Source organism: Nocardiopsis quinghaiensis, assembly GCF_008638365.1.
GTDB classification, from domain to species: domain Bacteria; phylum Actinomycetota; class Actinomycetes; order Streptosporangiales; family Streptosporangiaceae; genus Nocardiopsis; species Nocardiopsis quinghaiensis.
On record NZ_VWVU01000002.1, the window covers coordinates 272,337 to 289,281 of the forward strand.

The window sequence follows — 16,945 nt, forward strand, 5'->3', positions numbered from 1 at the left end:
GCCGCCCGGCAGGTTTTGGCCAACTGCCCACTGGCTACGGAGACAGCGTGGATACCCTACGCTGCGGTGCGGATCTGGACCGGCTCCCGAGCCTGGTACGCGAAGACCTCATGGATGTCGACCGGTTGCGGGCCATCTGGGCCCAGCACCGCCAGAGCCAGCCCCGGGAGGCGCGCGAGGCCGCGCGGCGGGAACTGGTGCGCCGCCGCGTCCGGAAACTGGGCGGCGGTTCCGCCCTGGAGGAGCTGGTGGTGTCCGTCTCGGTGGACGGGACCTCCGGACAGCCGGTCACCGCCGCGTTCGTCGCGGAACTGGCCGAGCGGGCCCGCGACCTGTCCGAGGACGACCCCTCACGCCCCCCGGGACGCCCCCTGGACTTCGCACGGGCGTCGCGGGTGGCCGAGGCCGCCTCGGTGCCGGCCCACCCGGTGGTGCGCGCCGCGTACACCTACACCGAGTGCGTGGCCGTGCTGACCGAGCTGGACCCGGCCGAGGGAGCGGACTCGCACCTGTGGGTGCTGCCGTGGGCGCTGGCCTCGCTGGTGCTGCGGCGGGCGGACTTCCCGCCGCTGCTGCCCGACCCGGCCTCCCCGCCGCCGCGGGCCGGCCGGGGGCCCGACGAGCGCCTCGCCGGGGTGGTGCGCCACTTCGCGCGGCTGGTGACCGGAACACTGCTGGACGAGCTGAGCTGGACCCCGGAAACCGTTCCCGAGCCGCGCTCGCCGGTGTCCCCGCTCGCCACGGTGACCCGCCGCCGCGTGTTGGACTACGTGCGCTCGCGTCGGGAGTCGCTCGCCCTGATCCTGCGTGCGCTGGACGACGGGGCGCGCACCTCGGTGTACTCGGGCGGTTCGGACGACGCCGAACCCGGGGGCGCGGCGGAGACCGTGGCCCGGACGCTGCTCACGCCGGGCGCCGCACACTGGTGGGCGGCGCTGGAACTGGCGGTGGGCGAGGTGTCGCTGTGCCTGTTCGTGGTGGTGCAGGAGGTGGGCCGGCCCCGGACCGGGGTCCTGGCGGTCACCGCCGACGCGCGCATGACCACCCGGGAGGGGGTACGCGACGCGCTGGGCATGTCCGGCACCGACAGTGTGACCGTGATGCCCACGGACTGCGTGGACGACCGCTGGCCGCAGGTGCGCGACCTCGTGGACGAGGCCGTCTCGCGCGCCATGAACGAGCTCACCCGGGTGTGAGGACGGGTCCGGTCAGCGGCTGATGGTGATCAGGAGCAGCACCAGCAGCAAGATCACGATGGTGATGAGCACCGCGGGGATCACCCAGCTCTGCTGGAGCACCGGGTCCTGCCGGGCCGGACGCGGCACGGGCTGCCGCGCTCCGGGGTGGGCGTAGGTCTGGTTCGGGTTCATGCCCGTGGCCATCGGGTGCGCCGCGGGGGGCATGCCGTGCGGCGGGGGCGGATAGGCGGGTGCGCCCGGACGCGGATTGGACGTGCCGGGGTGGCCGGACACACCCGGCCTCGGGTTGGAGGTGCCCGGGTGCGCGAACCCGTGGCGGGGGTCGGAGCTGACGGGGTGGCCCGGCACGCCGGGACGCGGGTTGGAGGTTCCCGGCGGATAGGCGCCGGCGCCCGCCTGCGGTCCGGTGGTCGGCTGCTGGGGCCGGTAGGGCAGCTGGCCGCCGGTGACCAGGCCGGTCTGGGCGATCTGCTCGCCCTGCTTGACGGCGTCGTCGGCGGAGGGCGCGGAGTCGTTCGGCCCCTCGTGGCCCAGCAGGCGCATGAGCAGTGTCTGGGCGTTGGGCCGGTTGTCGGGGTTCTTGTCCAGGCAGGACTCCACGATCGGCCGCAGCGCCTCGTCCATGTCGCTCAGGTCCGGCGGCGCGCTGACCACGCGGTGCACGACCGCGGGGACGGTGTCGGAGCCGAACGGGGCGCGGCCGGTGGAGGCGAAGGCGATGACGCAGCCCCAGGCGAAGATGTCGCACTTGTCGGTGATCCCGCGGCCCTCGATCTGCTCGGGCGCCATGTAGGAGGGCGTGCCGACGATCGAGTTGGTCATGGTGGCGGTGCCGTCGTCGACCCGGGCGATGCCGAAGTCGATGACGCGTGGCCCGTCCGGGCCGATCAGTACGTTACCGGGCTTGAAGTCGCGGTGGACGATGCCCGCCCTGTGGATGGCGACCAGGGCGGTGGCGGTGGAGACCGCGAGCCGCTGCAGGGTGGACCCCTTCTGCGTGCTGCCCTTGGCGATGGTCTCCTGCAGGTCCTTGCCCGGGACGAACTCGCTGACCACGTAGGGCGGGTCGCCGTCGAGCTGGGCGTCGATGATCGCGGCGGTGCAGAAGGAGGCGACCTTCTGCGCGGCCCGGACCTCCTTCTCGAACCGCTTGCGCAGGTCGCCGTCCTGCGACCACTGGTCGTTGAGGACCTTGACCGCGTACTGTTCCCCGTCCGCGGCCTCGGCGAGGTAGACGATGCCCTGACCGCCCTTGCCCAGGCGTCCGGTCACGCTGTAGTCGCCGAACGCGGAGGGATCGCTCGGCCGTAGCGATTCGGAACCGGGCATCGGTGCTCTCCAGGGAGGTCGTCGTGGGCGGGGACGCGCAGGAACAGGGTACGGGTTGCGGGGAACGCGGGGACGCGTCCCACCATGGCCGGAAGGGGACCTCCCACCCTGCCGCATCCGTTATGACTGTGGGAGCGCCCGCTGCGTTCCCTCCCGTCTCAACCGATTTTCCGCGCCTCGTCGATCAGCATGACCGGGATGCCGTCCCGGATGGGGTAGGCCAGGCCGCTCTCGTCGCAGACCAGCTCGTCGGTCGCGGGGTCATGGCGCAGCGGGGCCTGGCTCTGCGGGCAGGCCAGGATCTCCAGCAGCCAGCCGTCGATCTTCGTGCTCATGTTCTCGTTCCTCGTGGTGGTGGGCGGGGAAGGGTCCGCCGTACGGCTCCCTCCCCCACCATGATGCCCGGTCAGGCGCGGACGATGGCCAGCACCTCGTCACGCAGGGCGGCCGTGGACGCCTCGTCGGGGGCCTCCACGTTGAGCCGCAGCAGCGGTTCGGTGTTGGAGGCGCGCACGTTGAACCACGATCCGTCGGGCAGGGAGACGGTCAGCCCGTCGAGCTCGTCGACGGTGACGCCGTTCCGGTCGACGAAGGCCGCGCGCACCGCGGCCATCCGCCCGGGGGCGTCGTCGACCCTGGAGTTGACCTCGCCGGACCCGGCGTAGCGCGAGTACTCCTCGGCGATCCGCGAGAGCGGGCGGTCGTCGTTGCCCAGGACCCGCAGGACGTGCATCGCCGCGAGCATACCGGTGTCGGCCCGCCAGAACTCGCGGAAGTAGTAGTGGGCGGAGTGCTCCCCGCCGAAGATCGCGCCGGTCTCGGCCATGGTGGCCTTGATGAAGGAGTGGCCGACGCGGGTGCGCACGGGCACGCCGCCCCTCTCGCGCACGATCTCGGGCACGGCCCGGGAGGTGATGAGGTTGTGGATGACCGTGGAACCCGGCTCGCGCTTCAGCTCCTGGGCGGCGACCATGGCCGTGATGGCGGAGGGGGGCACGGCGTCACCGTTCTCGTCCACGACGAAGCAGCGGTCGGCGTCTCCGTCGAAGGCCAGGCCGATGTCGGCGCCGGTCTCGCGGACCCGGGCCTGGAGGTCGACCAGGTTGTCGGGGTCCAGCGGGTTGGCCGGGTGGTTGGGGAAGGTGCCGTCCAGCTCGAAGTAGAGGGGGACGATCTCCAGCGGCAGGCCCTTCTCCAGGACGGCGGGGACGGTGTGGCCGCCCATGCCGTTGCCCGCGTCCACGGCCACCTTGAGCGGCCGGATACCGGACAGGTCGACCAGCCCACGCAGGTAGGCGGCGTAGCCGGGCAGGAGGTCCTGCTCGGTGACGCTCCCCGCGGGGCCGTCGTAGGCGGGCACTCCCGCCCCTCGCCCCAGGCTCTCCTCGGCCAGGTGACGGATCTCGTCCAGGCCGGTGTCGCCGCTGATGGGCGACGCCCCGGCCCGGCACATCTTGATGCCGTTGTACTCGGCCGGGTTGTGGCTGGCGGTGAACATGGCGCCGGGCAGGTCCAGGTGGCCCGACCCGTAGTAGAGCAGGTCGGTGGAGCCGAGTCCGGTGAACACCACGTCGAGGCCCTGGCTGGTGACGCCCTCGCTGAAGGCGGTTGCCAGTTCCGGCGACGAGGGACGCATGTCGTGGGCGACCACGACGGCGCCGCCGCCGACCACCCGGGCGAAGGCCGCCCCGATCGCCCGTGCGATGTCCGCGTTGAGGGTGTCGGGAATCACACCGCGCACGTCGTATGCCTTGAAGATGCTTGCGAGGTCAGCCACGTCTTCTCCGGCCAGATCGGTCCTGCTCCACGTTCGGTCCCGCGCGGTCCGGCCGCGCACGGTACAAAACTAGCAAGCCGCCCTCGCGGTCCCCCACCGGCATCGCCGCCGGTTCCACCGACGCCGGGAACACTCCCCCGTCTCAGTCGGGGCGGCGGGGCGGCTGCCGTTCGCCGCGGCCGGGGTCGGACTTGACCACGCGCAGGTGTCCGCGGCGCAGCGTCTCGGTACCCTCGCCGACCTCGTCGCCGGAGGGGTTCTTGCGGGCAGGCGGACGGGCCGCCTCACGTACGGCGTCCGCGAGGGCCTCCAGGTCGTCGCTGCCGGGTCCACCGCCCGACGTCTCGACCGGGAGCCGGACGACCTCCCAGCCGCGCGGGGCCGTCAACCGGTCGGCGTGCACGGCGCAGAGGTCGTAGCAGTGCGGTTCCACGTAGGCGGCGAGAGGACCGAGGACGGCCGTCGAGTCCGCGTAGACGTACGTGAGCGTGAAGACGGCAGGCTGCCTGCAGGCAGTACGGGAGCAGCGTCGGACAGGGCTCACAGCGTTCGACTGTATGCCTTTACCGAGGGACACGCCAGCATCGTTCCGCGAACTGGTCGTTTCCGCCCCTCCAACGCCTCGATGTACCGCTTCGCCACCTCCGCGACACCTGTGCCGCCTTGGCCCGCCCGGCCCCGGAAGGCGCCCTGTGGGCCCCGAAACCGCTTTCGGGGTCGGGAGGGCTACGCGCGGGGCGTGTGATGGCTTAGTCTCGAAGGGTGCGACGAGTGCGCCTTTCCAGTGGCCAACCAGACCGAGTGCGGCGCCGGGACCGCCGCGGCCGAGGCATCCGCGGTCCTCTCGTGCCGTCCGACCTGCCGGTTTTCCGTAGCCGAGCGCAGGCGTTCGACGACCTTGTCCTGGACGCCGTCGAACGCCTGGAGCGCTTGTGGGCGCGTGAACTGGCCAATGTCGACTTCCTCGTGGAGGACGTCCCGCCGGTCCCGCCCCACGGACCGCTGACCGAGGCGATCCCCTTCTCCCGCCTGGAGACCGATCCCTCGGGCCGGGCCCGCATCGTGGTGTACCGGCGCCCGGTGGAGATCCGGACGAAGGATCCCGAGGAGATGGCCCTCCTCGTCCACGAGACGGTCGTCGAGGAGGTCGCCAACCTGCTCGGTGTGGAACCCGAGTCGGTCGACCCCGAGAGCTGACCGCCCCCTCGTGCTCCGCCCGGCCCCCGGGCGGGGCCCGGGGACCCCGTGCGTCCGGTGGCCCCCCTACGGGACGGTTCCCACCATGCTGTCACGCACCACCGGGAGCGGGATCCGCACCGGTGCGGGCCCCACGGGCAGCACACCCAGCCCGACGCCGTCGCGCAGTACGCGGGCGGCGTGGACGGGGGCGGAGCCCTCCAGAAGCTCCAGGCGGACCGTGTAGCCGTCCTCCGGGCCGGTGCCCGAGGGCGCCTGCCAGCCGCCGTCCCCGGGACCTGCCACCGCGGTGGTCCCCGCCGCGACCTCCACGCGCACGGCGTCCCCCTGCGTGCCGTCCGCGCCGATCGGGGTGGCCATCAGCATGGCGTCGCCCCCGACCGCGCCCAGAACGAGCTCGGTTTCGGCCCCCGGGGGGATGTCGGGCAGGACCGCGGTGGTGTTCAGAGGGAAGCCGAGCGGCGGTACGGCGGACGTGTAGGCGGTCTCGACCACCTCGACGTCCTCGCCCTCGCCGTCGACCGCCTCCACGGCGACACCGGCGACCACGGGTGCGTCCGACTCCAGCACGACCGTGCCCGGCTCGCCGCCCAGAACGCTCTCCAGGCTGAGCCAGGCGGAGGCGGCCGGGGGCACGTTGAGCACCACCGGGTCCTCGGCGGTCCCCGGGCCCCCGTCCTCCTCCCCGTCTTCCGGGGCGGAGGCGACGGTGCGGACGCGCACCTCGACGGGCTCGTCGCCGGGCACGGCCACGAGCAGACGGCGCCGTCCGTCACCGCCGGGAACGCCCGGAACCACGTGCTCGCGGGCGGGCGCGGCCGTGGGCGGCACCCAGTCGGCGGGGCCGGAGGCGTGCTCGGCGAGCAGGGAGGCGGAGACCCTTCCGGTGCTGGTGCGCACATGGACGCCGAGGGCACTGGTGCTCTGGACCAGCTCGGTCAGGTCCAGCTCGGTCGACTCGCCGGCGAGCAGGGAGACGCCCCGGCTCTCGGACGAGTAGGAGGGACCGCCCTCGGTGTAGATGTCCACGCTGACCGTGGCCCGGGAGTCCTCGGGGTTGGCCAGGTGCGCGGTGAGCGACTCGATCCGCATGCCCTCGGTGTCGTCGCCGCCGGGCAGGGCGAACCAGGTTCCGACGGAGGGTTCGGCGCAGCGCACCTCGGTGACCGAGCCGTCGGACAGGGTGGTCTGGGCGGCGTCGAGTCCGGAGGCCAGGGCTCCCTCGGCGCGGATGGCCGTGGGGCCGACGGCCCCGCCGGTGTCGGCGCTCCACATGCGGCCGGGCTCGTTCAGCTCCTCGCCGAGGGGTCCGTCCTCCTCGGGCCCGTCGGTCTCCTCGTCCTCCCCCGGGGCGGCGGGGACCGGTTCCGCCCGCAGCCCGCCCTCGTCGTCGCGGCTCACCCTCGGGGCGAACGCGGCCACGGAGCTCTCCCCCGGTTCGTGCGGCACGGGGCACACCCGCACCGCGTGGTCGGGGCGCACGGTGCCCGGCTCGGTGACGCCCAGTTCGGCGGTCACCGGTTCGGTCGCGAACGCGATACCGAACAGCGCGGCCAGGGCCAGCGCGACCAGTCCGAACAGCGCGAACCGGTTCTCCACGATCAGGCGCACGCCCTACTCCCCCCGCTCGGTCCTGGACGCCCCGGCGTCCCCGCCGCCTCGGCCGTCCCTCTCGGGTCTGCCGCCCGCGCGACGTCGCCCCGCCGCACGCCTGGTACTGCGTGCGCCCCGGCGGCGGCCCCCGCCCCGGACGGCACCGGTGGTCCCGGCCGACCGCTCGGACGCCCCGGTGCCGTCGGCGCGTTCCGGCGTCGCGTCCCCGTCACGGTCGGCGCCCGCGCGAGCGGCCCGCGCTCCCCGGCGGGAGGCCGAACGCAGTCCCGTCGGGCGCCGCGGCCGGGGTGCGGGCGTGGAGCCGATCAGCCGCGCCTCCTCCTCGGTGCGCACGCCGGGTGCGGCGAGGACCACCACCACCAGGAACAGGACCCCCTGTGTGAGCAGCCAGGCCGCGTGCACGTAGTCGGTGTGCCAGACGCGCACCTCTCCGCCCCGCACCGGCAGCGTCCACGCCTGGGTGCCGTTCTCGGTGGCCACCGGGGCCAGTTCGGCGCCGTCGAGGGTGGCCCGCCAACCGCTGTCGGCGGTCTCGGCCAGGGCGAGCCGCCGACCGGTGTTGCCGTCGGCGATCCGCGCGGTCATCTCCTCCCCCGGGCCCTCCACCGTGAGGGCCTCGGAGCCGGCGCCGTCCTCGGTGACCACGCGCAGCGCGCCGGTGGACACGCTCAGCCGCCAGAGCGCGTAGTGCCGGGACAGCGACTGCCGTTCGAATCCGGGCGTGCCGTCCAGGGTGTCGACCATGGTGACGCCGTCGGCCCCGCTGATCCGCGGATTCGGGTGAAGCACGTACTGGATGCCGAAGTCGGCCAGGGTGTGCGTCTGGTCACCGCCCTGGCCCGCGGTGAGCTCGGCCACGACCTGGTCCACGGTCCCGCGGACCCCCGCCTCGGGTACGAGGCGTTCCTCCCCCAGGCGTGGTTCGCGTCCGCGCGCCACCAGGTAGTCCACGCCGCCCCGCCCGTCCGAGGTGAGGACGAGGGTGCGCGGTCCGGTCCCGTCCTCGCTGACGCTGGCCAGCGCGCCGGGGATGGCGGGGTCGGCGTGGCTGGTGAGCGGCCCCTGGACGCCCTCACGCATCCACAGGGCGGAGGCGCAGACCGGGGTGGCCAGGGCGAGTACGGCCACGGTCAACGCGAAGGCCCTCCGCAGCCCTCCGAGGCGGAACATGTCGCCGAAGGAGCGCGCGGCGGTCGCCGCCGACAGCAGCACCGCCGTGGCGGCGAAGGACAGGGCCGCACTCGGCCAGACCGGCGCCGGCGGGCCGCCGAAGTGGGGCTCGATGACGAGTCGGCTGGTCAGGATGGCGATCAGGATCCCGAACAGGGCCAGGGACCACCCCGTGGCGACCAGCATGCGGTTGCGGAGCAGCAGCAGGGAGCACAGGGCCGCGACGGCGAATCCGGCGGTGACCCAGAACGGAGGGGTGCCGGGTCCGCCCGGGGAGAGCATGAGCAGCTCCTGGGGGGTGGCGCCCGGCTCCGACAGCTCGGGGCGGTGCAGCCCGGCTTCCAGAAGCCACAGGCCGGGGTGCAGGAGCAGTTCGAGCGACCACGGCAGCAGCACCACGACGGGGACGGCCAGGCCCAGCGCGACGCTGACGTAGATCCGGCGGCCCAGGTGACCGAAGGCCACCGCCACCAGCAGGCCGGTGACCAGGGACAGCAGCCACACCATCGGCACGAACGCGGTGGCCGCCGCCAGGACCAGGCCCAGTCCCCAGGCCGCCCGGCGGGAGGGCTTGGGCGGCATCGACACCAGCCGTACCAGGAGCAGTCCCAGCACCGGCAGCAGGACGTGGACCAGCGCGGTGCCCAGACGGCCCTGGGCGATGGCTCCGGTGGCCACCGGCAGCAGCGCGTAGGTCGCGGCCATCCACAGGCGCGCGGGACGAAAGCCCAGCACCTCGCGGGCGAGCAGGTAGGAGGTCAGCCCGGCCAGGGGCACGCAGCCCAGCAGGACGAGGGTGACGGCCAGCCAGGGCTTGCCCAGGGTGAGCGTGGACAGCAGGGCGAGCAGTCCGACGTAGGGCGGGACCGTTCCTCCGGAGCCGAGGCCGCTGTCGGGGCTGCCGGACAGGTACAGGTCCCACATGTCGCGTGCGGTGCCCGCGACCGGGGGCAGTGCACCGCCCGCGAGGAGGTCCCCGAACAGCAGGGAGCGCTCGGCGACGACCGTGACCGCGGTCAGGCCGATGACCAGCAGCACCCCGGGCCTGAACACCACGCGGCGCACGAAGCCCGTGCTGTCGGTGAGCGCCTCGTCGTCGTCCTCCCCGGGGGGCGGGACGGTGACGGCCTGGTGGCGGCCGGGGGTGTCGAGGACGGATTCACCGGACAGGACACCGGTGACCGCGTCGTGGAACTGGCGCAGGGCCACGCCGCGCGCGAGGAAGGGCCGGATGGCGCTGTAGGTGCGGCGACGGTCGCGGCGGCGCCGGAAGCGGGCCCGCGCCAGCCGGAAGGGGCGCAGGTACACCAGCGTGATCGCCGCGGCCTCGTCCAGGGCGTTGGCGGGCTGCTTGATGAGCAGGTACATCACCACGCGCAGCAGCGAGACGACGGAGTTGCGGACCAGGGCGGCCACCATCCCGCCCAGGGGCAGGTTGGCCAGCAGCACGAAGACGGCGTGGCGGCGGTCCACCCGGCGCGGGTGGTTGCGGGTGGCGGTGACGGGACGGCGGCGCCGGGCGGAGGCCTCGGCGTGGTAGGCCACCGCGTCGGTGACGAGCAGGGCGCGCAGTCCCGCTCCCCCCACCCGCCAGCAGAAGTCGATGTCGTCGCGGAACAGGGGCAGGGCTCGGTCGAAGCCGCCGAGCCGGTCCCACACGTCGCGGCGGACGAGCATGCCCGCGCTGGACACCGCGAGGACCTGGCGGGTGCCGTCGTGCTGGCCGTGGTCGAACTCACGCTGTTCGAGGCCCGTATCGCGACGGCCCGCGCCGTCGATGGTCACGCCGGCCTCGACCAGGAGGCGGCGGTCGAACCAGTCGCGCAGCTTGGGCCCCAGGACGGCGGCGCGCGGGTCCTGGTCGGCGGCGGCGAGCAGGTGGGCGAGGGTGTCCCTCTCCGGGGTGAGGTCGTCGTGGACGAGCCAGATCCACTCGGTGGCGTCCTCGTCGGAGCCTCGCACGGCTCTGGTGGAGCGGGGCAGGTCCAGGGCGGCGCGGACGGCGTCGCCGTATCCGGTGCGCGCGGGCAGGTCGATGACGGCGTCGGAGGGCAGGAACCCGGCCAGGATGTCGGCGCTGCCGTCGGTACTGCCGGTGTCGGCGGCGACGACGCGCTGCACGGGCCGGGACTGGGCGCGGACCGCCTCCAGCGCCTCGGGCAGCCAGCGGGCGCCCTCGTGGGACACGATGACCGCGGTGACGACGTGTCGGGCGAAATCCTGGTCAAGCACGGCTGTGGTGGGTTCTCTCCGGGAGAAGGGGCGGGACCCCGTTCGGGTCCGTGGGTCCGACCGGGAGGGGGTCGGCGGGCGCGTGTACGCGTAGGGCGCGGCTCGCGCGCGCGGGACATCACGATACGCCACGTGCCACCATTGCAGGTCTATTCGTCACGTGCCGACCCGGTTGGTCCCTATCCGCCCATTACCGGGCGTGACTGCGGCCGGTGCAATCGCCGCGCGACGGAGAGACCGCGCGGGACCGCCCATACGAAAGGCGCGCGTCCGGGCCCGTGGCCCGGACGCGCGCCTTGCACGCGGCCCTAGAGCATGTCCGCCAGGAAATCGAAATCTCCCCCGGCGGCTTTCTTCAGCCTTCGGCGCTCACGTTCGGAGAGTCCCCCCCAGATACCGAAGCGCTCATCATGCTCCAGTGCGTATTCCAGGCACTCCGCACGTACCTCGCACGACTGGCAGACCTTCTTGGCTTCCCGTGTGGAGCCGCCCTTCTCGGGGAAGAACGCCTCCGGGTCGGTCTGCGCGCACAGGGCGCGTTCCTGCCAGCCCAGCTCTTCGTCTGAGCCGTGCGCCAGCGGGATGACCTCGCTCATGCGCACCTCCTGTTGCCCCCCATAGATGTCCCCGGCCCTTTTCGTCCCCCGGGCCGGGTGCAATCTCACTGTGAAATTACACGTGGGTCGCTTGCTGTGAGTCAAGCGCCTTGCGTGGTAGTCCCCTGAATATCATGTAACAAACCAGCGACAACAGTCCCGCAGTGTCCGTTATGCGGGTTACCACACAATTCACGCCCTTCCAAGGCGAGGGGAGGCGGGGCCCGGGTCAGCGCTTGTCGTCACCGCCGTACCAGCCCTGCTGGCCACCGGTTCCGTCCTGTCCCTGCTGGTCAGCAACGTATCCGGCCCCGGAGCCGTACTGGCCTCCGTACGATCCCCCGCCCTGTCCGGGCGTCTCGGAACCGTTGTTCTCACCGGAGTTAAAGAAAGGATCAAGTCCGCCCTCGGAGGGTGCGTCCTGTGCCTGCTGGCCCTGGTCGGCGCCCTGGTACCAGCCGTACTGGATCGCGTCCTGGGCGGCCTGCTCGACGGAGGGAGCCTGCTGCTCCGTGCCCTGCGGGGCGTACTGGGAGGGGTCGTAGGCGTACTCGCCCTGCTGGCCGTAGGCCTGCTGCTGGGCGGGGTCGGTGCCGTACTGCTGACCGTAGGCGGCCTGCTGACCGGAGGCGTCGGCGCCGTACTGGCCGTAGGCCGGCTGGGCCCCGGTCCCGTACTGCTGGGCGGCGCCCGCACCGTACTGCTGACCGTAGGCGGCCTGCTGACCGTAGGCGTCCGTCCCGTACTGCTGGCCGTAGGCCTGCTGCTGGGCGGGGTCGGTGCCGTACTGCTGGCCATAGGCCGGCTGGGCGCCCGTGCCGTACTGCTGGCCGTAGGCCTGCTGCTGGGCGGGGTCGGTGCCGTACTGCTGGCCATAGGCCGGCTGCTGGGCGGCCGCGTCCGCCCCGTAGCCGTAGGCCTGCTGCTGGGCGGGGTCGGTGCCGTACTGCTGACCGTAGGCGGCCTGCTGGCCGGAGGCGTCGGCGCCGTACTGGCCGTAGGCCGGCTGGGCCCCGGTCCCGTACTGCTGGGCGGCGTCCGCGCCGTACTGCTGACCGTAGGCGGCCTGCTGGCCGGAGGCGTCGTACCCCTGCTGCGCGGCGGCGGCCGCGGCCTGCTGCTGCGCGGCGTCCTGCGCCGGGTAGCCGGGCTGGGCGAAGGACTGCTGCGCGCCGGTCGCGGGCGGGAACTGCTGCGGGTAGGCGCCCTGCTGCGGCATCGCCCTGGGAACCAGGGTGGGATCGTTGTAGGCCTTCATCGCCGCGAAGCCCACCAGGCCGAGCACGGCGCCCTGGGCGGCCGTCTCCAGCATCCGGGCGAAACCGTGGCCGATGTTGATCGCGCCGATGAACCCGCAGATCACCGTGATCAGGCAGAAGAGCAGACCCACACCCGTGACGATCATCGCGGTCAGCACGACCGGCGGCGCGCTGGGACGGACCCTGTCGCTGGTCAGGACCAGGACCAGGGCGACGGCGACGAGAGCGGTCAGACCCACCCCGAAGAAGTGGCCGGCTCCCGCTCCGTACATGGCGCTGGCGAAGGGCGTGCGCGCGTTCCACTCGCCGGCGCTGGACAGGACGATGACCTGGATGAGCCCGGAGAGCATGAGCACGCCCGCGGCCGCGAGCAGGGCCCATGCCCCGGGCAGGCGCAGGCGTTCCAGTGTTTCGTTCTTCAAAAGAGGTTCCCCTCTGCTGCTGCTACTTCACCGTCACTTCGGTGGAAGCGGCGTCGGGCTGTCAGGTGGATCGGCCACGTCCGGGACGGGAGCGTGGGGACACCGGCCGGGCCGAAGGGTGGGATGGCGACCGCCGCCACGGGGTTCACGGACTCCCGGCGCCGGAACGGTCGCGTGCGGGCCGTCCCCCGGCGGGGCAGGCGGTCCACACACGCCCCCAGCCTGCCAGACTTGGACGCATGCGGATAGTCGTACCGGCTGGCGGTATCGGCGGTGCGCGGTTCCTCCGAGGTCTCAGGACCGTGCTCGGAACCGACGCGACGGCCGAAGAACAGACCACAGACAGCAGCATCACCGTCATCGGCAACACCGGTGACGACATCACCCTGTTCGGGCTGCGCATCTGTCCGGATCTGGACACGGTGATGTACACCCTGGGCGGGGGGATCAACGAGGAACAGGGCTGGGGCAGGACCGACGAGACCTTCACCGTCAAGGAGGAGCTCGCCGCCTACGGGATGAAACCCACCTGGTTCGGCCTGGGGGACCGCGACACCGCCACCCACATCGTACGGGCGCAGATGCTCGCGGCCGGGTACCCGCTGTCCACGATCACCGAGGCGCTGTGCGACCGCTGGCGTCCGGGAGTCCGGCTGCTGCCGATGACCGACGACCAGGTCGAGACGCACGTGGTCGTCAACGACGACCAGGGACGCCGGGCCATCCACTTCCAGGAGTGGTGGATCAGGCACCGCGCCGCGCTGCCCGCCGAACAGATCGTCAGCGTCGGCGCCGAGGAGGCGAAGCCGGCCCCCGGCGTGCTGGCCGCGATCGCCGAGGCCGACGCCGTGGTCCTGCCCCCGTCCAACCCGGTGGTCAGCGTGGGGTCCATCCTCAACGTCCCCGGCATCCGGGAGGCCATGTCCGCCAAGACCGTCGTGGGCGTCTCCCCCATCATCGGCGGGGCACCCGTGCGCGGCATGGCCGACGCCTGCCTGAGCGCGATCGGTGTGGAGACCGGCGCGGGCGCGGTCGCCGCGCACCTGGGACCGGACCTGCTGGACGGCTGGCTGGTGGACGATGCCGACGCGGGCACCGACGTGGAGGGGATCGAGGTGCGCTCGCGCCCGCTGTACATGAGCGGCCCCGCCGCCACCGAGGCGATCGCACGGGCCGCCGTGGAACTGGCCGCGGAACTGGCCGGGAAGAGGGGGGACCGCGGGTGAGCGCCGAACTGCGTGTACGCGGGCTCGGCGGCATCCCCGAGGTGCGTCGGGGCGACGACCTGACCGTCCTGGTCGCCGACGCCGCGGAGGCCTCCGGGACTCCGCTGGCCGACGGAGACGTGCTCGTCGTCACCTCCAAGATCGTCAGCAAGGCCGAGGGCCGCTCCCGCCGCATGGACCGGGAGGAGGCGGTCGACGCCGAGACCGTGCGGGTGGTCGCCCGCGCGGGGAGGACGAAGATCGTCCAGACCCGTCGGGGACTGGTCATGGCCGCCGCCGGCGTGGACGCCTCCAACGTCGAGCCCGGCACGGTACTGCTGCTGCCGGAGGACGCCGACGCCTCCGCCCGCGCACTGCGCGCCGGGCTGCGCGCCCGTCTGGGCGTGAACGTGGGGGTGGTCGTCTCCGACACCTTCGGGCGCCCGTGGCGGGTGGGGCAGACGGACGTGGCCATCGGTGCGGCCGGGCTGCCCGCCGTGCAGGACCTGCGGGGCACGACCGACGCCCACGGGAACCTGATGGAGGCCACCGTCAACGCGGTGGCCGACGAGATCGCCGGTGCCGGCGAGCTGGTCAAGGGCAAGACGAGCGGTGTCCCGGTCGCGGTGGTCAGCGGTCTGGACGCGCTGGTCACCGAGGAGGACGGGCCGGGTGCCGCGGCGCTGGTCCGCTCGGCCGACGCCGACCTGTTCCGGTACGGGTCCCGGGACGTGGTCCCGGCCCGGCGGACGGTGCGGTCGTTCACCGACGATCCGGTGGACGGGGCGCTCGTGCGCCGTGCGGTGGCCTCGGCGGTGACGGCTCCCGCGCCGCACCACACCACCCCGTGGCGGTTCGTGCTGGTGGAGTCGGCACGGACGAGGAGGCGGTTGCTGGACGCGATGCTCCGGGCGTGGGTGGCGGACCTGCGCGGCGACGGGTTCACCGAGGAGCAGATCACCCGGCGCACCAGGCGCGGTGACGTGCTGCGCGGGGCGCCGTACCTGGTGGTGCCGTTCCTGGTGGCCGACGGCGCGCACCCGTATCCGGACGAGCGCCGGGCCGACGCGGAGCGGTCGATGTTCCTGGTGGCGATGGGCGCGGGGGTGCAGAGCCTGCTGGTGGGTCTGGCCATGGAGGGCCTGGGGTCGGCCTGGATCTCCTCGACCATGTTCTGCGCGGACGTGGTGCGCGAGGTGCTGGACGTGCCCGCGGAGTGGCAGCCGATGGGCGCGGTGGCCGTGGGACACGCGGCCGAGGCGCCCGGAGAGCGGCCTCCGCGCGATCCGGAGGACTTCGTCACCGTGCGCTAGGAACCCCTCCCGCCCCTCCCCGCGCGGCGGCCTTTCCGGAGCGGATGTCCCGGGGAGGCCGCCGCGTCCTCCGCAGGAGGGTTCTTTCACGGGAGGACTCGTGCGCGGAAGCACCGGGGTCTTCGCGCGGCACAGGTCACGGGGCGCGGTGGCGGCCCGAAGTCGGGTGCTGGTGGGACTTCTGGGGCTCGTGAACGGTACTGAGTCCCAAAGAAAAACTACAAACTTTATTTACGATTTGCGTTGACGCGGCCGCAGGGTAATTCTAAGGTTTCTTAACAATTACATGGCTCCCAGAGCCCCCTTCGTCTCCCCCGCTCGACGAAAGGAGCACCCCCTGATGCTCAAGCACCGTCGCAGGACCACTCCCCGAGGTGCGAAAGCCGCGCTGACCGGCGCGTTCGCCCTCCTGACCGCCGGGCTGCTCGCCGGTTTCACCCAGCTCTCCCCCGCCCCCGCCGAGGTGGAGACCGTGTCCGACAGCGAGTCCCTCCAGGCACAGCAGACCGGCCAGTGGCTCACCGGGTACTGGCACAACTTCGACAACGGCTCCACCGTGATGCCGCTGTCCGAGATCCCCGGCGAGTACAACCTGGTGGCCGTCGCCTTCGCCGAGAACCACCCGACCCTCGACGGCGGGATCACGTTCGACCTCGCCAGCGAGGAGCTGGGCGGCTACACCGACCAGCGGTTCCGCGACGACATCGCCGCCATCCAGGCCGAGGGCCGCAAGGTGATCATCTCCGTGGGCGGCGAGCTCGGGCACGTGGACGTCGCCAACGCGACCCAGGCGCGCAACTTCGCCGACACCACCCACGCGCTGATGCGGGAGTACGGCTTCGACGGGGTCGACATCGACCTGGAGCACGGCATCAACGCCCAGTACATGTCCGACGCCCTGCACGACCTGACCGGCCGGACCGGCTCGGGCACGATCATCACGATGGCGCCGCAGACCATCGACTTCCAGAGCGCCAACCGGGAGTACTACAAGCTGGCGTCGAACATCTCCGACATCCTCACCATCGTGAACATGCAGTACTACAACTCCGGCTCGATGCTGGGATGCGACGACCAGGTGTACTCCCAGGGCACCCCCGACTTCGTCGCGGCACTGGCCTGCATCCAGCTTGAGATGGGGCTGAGCCCGGACCAGGTGGGCCTCGGCCTGCCCGCCGTGCAGTCGGCCGCCGGAGGCGGCTACATGGCGCCCGGCCAGGTCGTCCGGGCCCTGGACTGCCTGGAGGCGGGGACCAACTGCGGGTCCTTCTCGCCGGACACCCCGTACGGTCCCATCGGCGGCGTGATGACCTGGTCCATCAACTGGGACGCCACCAACGGCTACGCCTTCGCCGACACGGTCTCGGCCCGCCTCGCCGGCGGCCCGGGCGACGGCGGCCCCACGGACGAGCCGACCGACGAGCCCACCGACGAGCCGACCGACGAGCCCGGCGACTGCACCTCCCCGGCGTGGTCCTCCGACACCGTCTACACCAGCGACGACGTGGTCTCCCACGGGGGCTCGGAGTACCGCGCCCAGTGGTGGACCCGGGGCGAGGAGCCCGGGACGACCGGCGAGTGGGGGGTCTGGAGGCTCGTCGGCACCTGCTGACCCGAGGCCGCGTGGAGGGA

13 protein-coding genes are annotated in these 16,945 nt (G+C 72.8%); 5 read left to right on the top strand and 8 right to left on the bottom strand.

Annotated features, from left to right (window positions below):
• The first annotated feature begins 47 nt into the window (after positions 1-47).
• Complete coding sequence (locus FYX01_RS08050; RefSeq protein WP_150239142.1) at positions 48-1,196, top strand: hypothetical protein; 1,149 nt, start codon at positions 48-50, stop codon at positions 1,194-1,196.
• 12 nt (positions 1,197-1,208) lie between these two features.
• Here FYX01_RS08050 and FYX01_RS08055 read toward each other — a convergent pair whose 3' ends face one another.
• The 4 genes from FYX01_RS08055 to FYX01_RS08070 all read right to left on the bottom strand — a co-directional run bounded on the left by FYX01_RS08055 (position 1,209) and on the right by FYX01_RS08070 (position 4,849).
• Entirely contained in the window at positions 1,209-2,528 is a 1,320-nt protein-coding gene (locus tag FYX01_RS08055; RefSeq protein WP_150239144.1) for a serine/threonine-protein kinase, read from the bottom strand.
• Positions 2,529-2,686: 158 nt separating this feature from the next.
• The gene (locus FYX01_RS08060; RefSeq protein ID WP_150239146.1) at positions 2,687-2,863 is read right to left on the bottom strand and encodes a Trm112 family protein; all 177 of its coding nucleotides are present in this window, start codon (positions 2,861-2,863) and stop codon (positions 2,687-2,689) included.
• 71 nt (positions 2,864-2,934) lie between these two features.
• Positions 2,935-4,305: a phosphomannomutase/phosphoglucomutase gene (locus FYX01_RS08065; RefSeq protein WP_150239149.1), complete on the bottom strand. Its 1,371-nt coding sequence runs from the start codon at positions 4,303-4,305 to the stop codon at positions 2,935-2,937.
• Positions 4,306-4,447: 142 nt separating this feature from the next.
• The gene (locus tag FYX01_RS08070) at positions 4,448-4,849 is read right to left on the bottom strand and encodes a DUF3499 domain-containing protein (RefSeq protein WP_150239151.1); all 402 of its coding nucleotides are present in this window, start codon (positions 4,847-4,849) and stop codon (positions 4,448-4,450) included.
• Positions 4,850-5,106: 257 nt separating this feature from the next.
• Between FYX01_RS08070 and FYX01_RS08075 the strand changes: the two genes are divergently transcribed.
• Entirely contained in the window at positions 5,107-5,502 is a 396-nt protein-coding gene (locus FYX01_RS08075; RefSeq protein ID WP_097633740.1) for a metallopeptidase family protein, read from the top strand.
• A 66-nt stretch (positions 5,503-5,568) separates the two neighbouring features.
• Here the strand turns inward: FYX01_RS08075 and FYX01_RS08080 are convergent, their stop codons facing one another.
• The 4 genes from FYX01_RS08080 to FYX01_RS08095 form a co-directional block, all read right to left on the bottom strand.
• Positions 5,569-7,113 (bottom strand): DUF5719 family protein, encoded by a 1,545-nt coding sequence (locus FYX01_RS08080; RefSeq protein ID WP_150239153.1) that lies wholly within the window; start codon positions 7,111-7,113, stop codon positions 5,569-5,571.
• A 3-nt stretch (positions 7,114-7,116) separates the two neighbouring features.
• Positions 7,117-10,518: a glycosyltransferase family 2 protein gene (locus tag FYX01_RS08085; RefSeq protein ID WP_150239155.1), complete on the bottom strand. Its 3,402-nt coding sequence runs from the start codon at positions 10,516-10,518 to the stop codon at positions 7,117-7,119.
• 308 nt (positions 10,519-10,826) lie between these two features.
• Positions 10,827-11,114: a WhiB family transcriptional regulator gene (locus tag FYX01_RS08090; RefSeq protein WP_077693628.1), complete on the bottom strand. Its 288-nt coding sequence runs from the start codon at positions 11,112-11,114 to the stop codon at positions 10,827-10,829.
• A 229-nt stretch (positions 11,115-11,343) separates the two neighbouring features.
• The gene (locus FYX01_RS08095) at positions 11,344-12,795 is read right to left on the bottom strand and encodes a hypothetical protein (RefSeq protein WP_150239157.1); all 1,452 of its coding nucleotides are present in this window, start codon (positions 12,793-12,795) and stop codon (positions 11,344-11,346) included.
• A gap of 239 nt (positions 12,796-13,034) precedes the next feature.
• Between FYX01_RS08095 and cofD the strand changes: the two genes are divergently transcribed.
• The 3 genes from cofD to FYX01_RS08110 all read left to right on the top strand — a co-directional run bounded on the left by cofD (position 13,035) and on the right by FYX01_RS08110 (position 16,925).
• Positions 13,035-14,021, top strand: a complete 987-nt coding sequence (gene cofD / locus FYX01_RS08100) for a 2-phospho-L-lactate transferase (protein ID WP_150239159.1) — start codon at positions 13,035-13,037, stop codon at positions 14,019-14,021.
• Positions 14,018-15,313, top strand: coding sequence for a coenzyme F420-0:L-glutamate ligase (locus tag FYX01_RS08105; protein ID WP_150239161.1), 1,296 nt, complete (start codon positions 14,018-14,020; stop codon positions 15,311-15,313). The genes cofD and FYX01_RS08105 overlap by 4 nt, the downstream gene beginning before the upstream one ends.
• 340 nt (positions 15,314-15,653) lie before the next feature.
• On the top strand, positions 15,654-16,925 hold the full coding sequence (locus FYX01_RS08110; protein WP_150239163.1) for a glycosyl hydrolase family 18 protein: 1,272 nt from the start codon (positions 15,654-15,656) through the stop codon (positions 16,923-16,925).
• Positions 16,926-16,945: the final 20 nt, after the last annotated feature.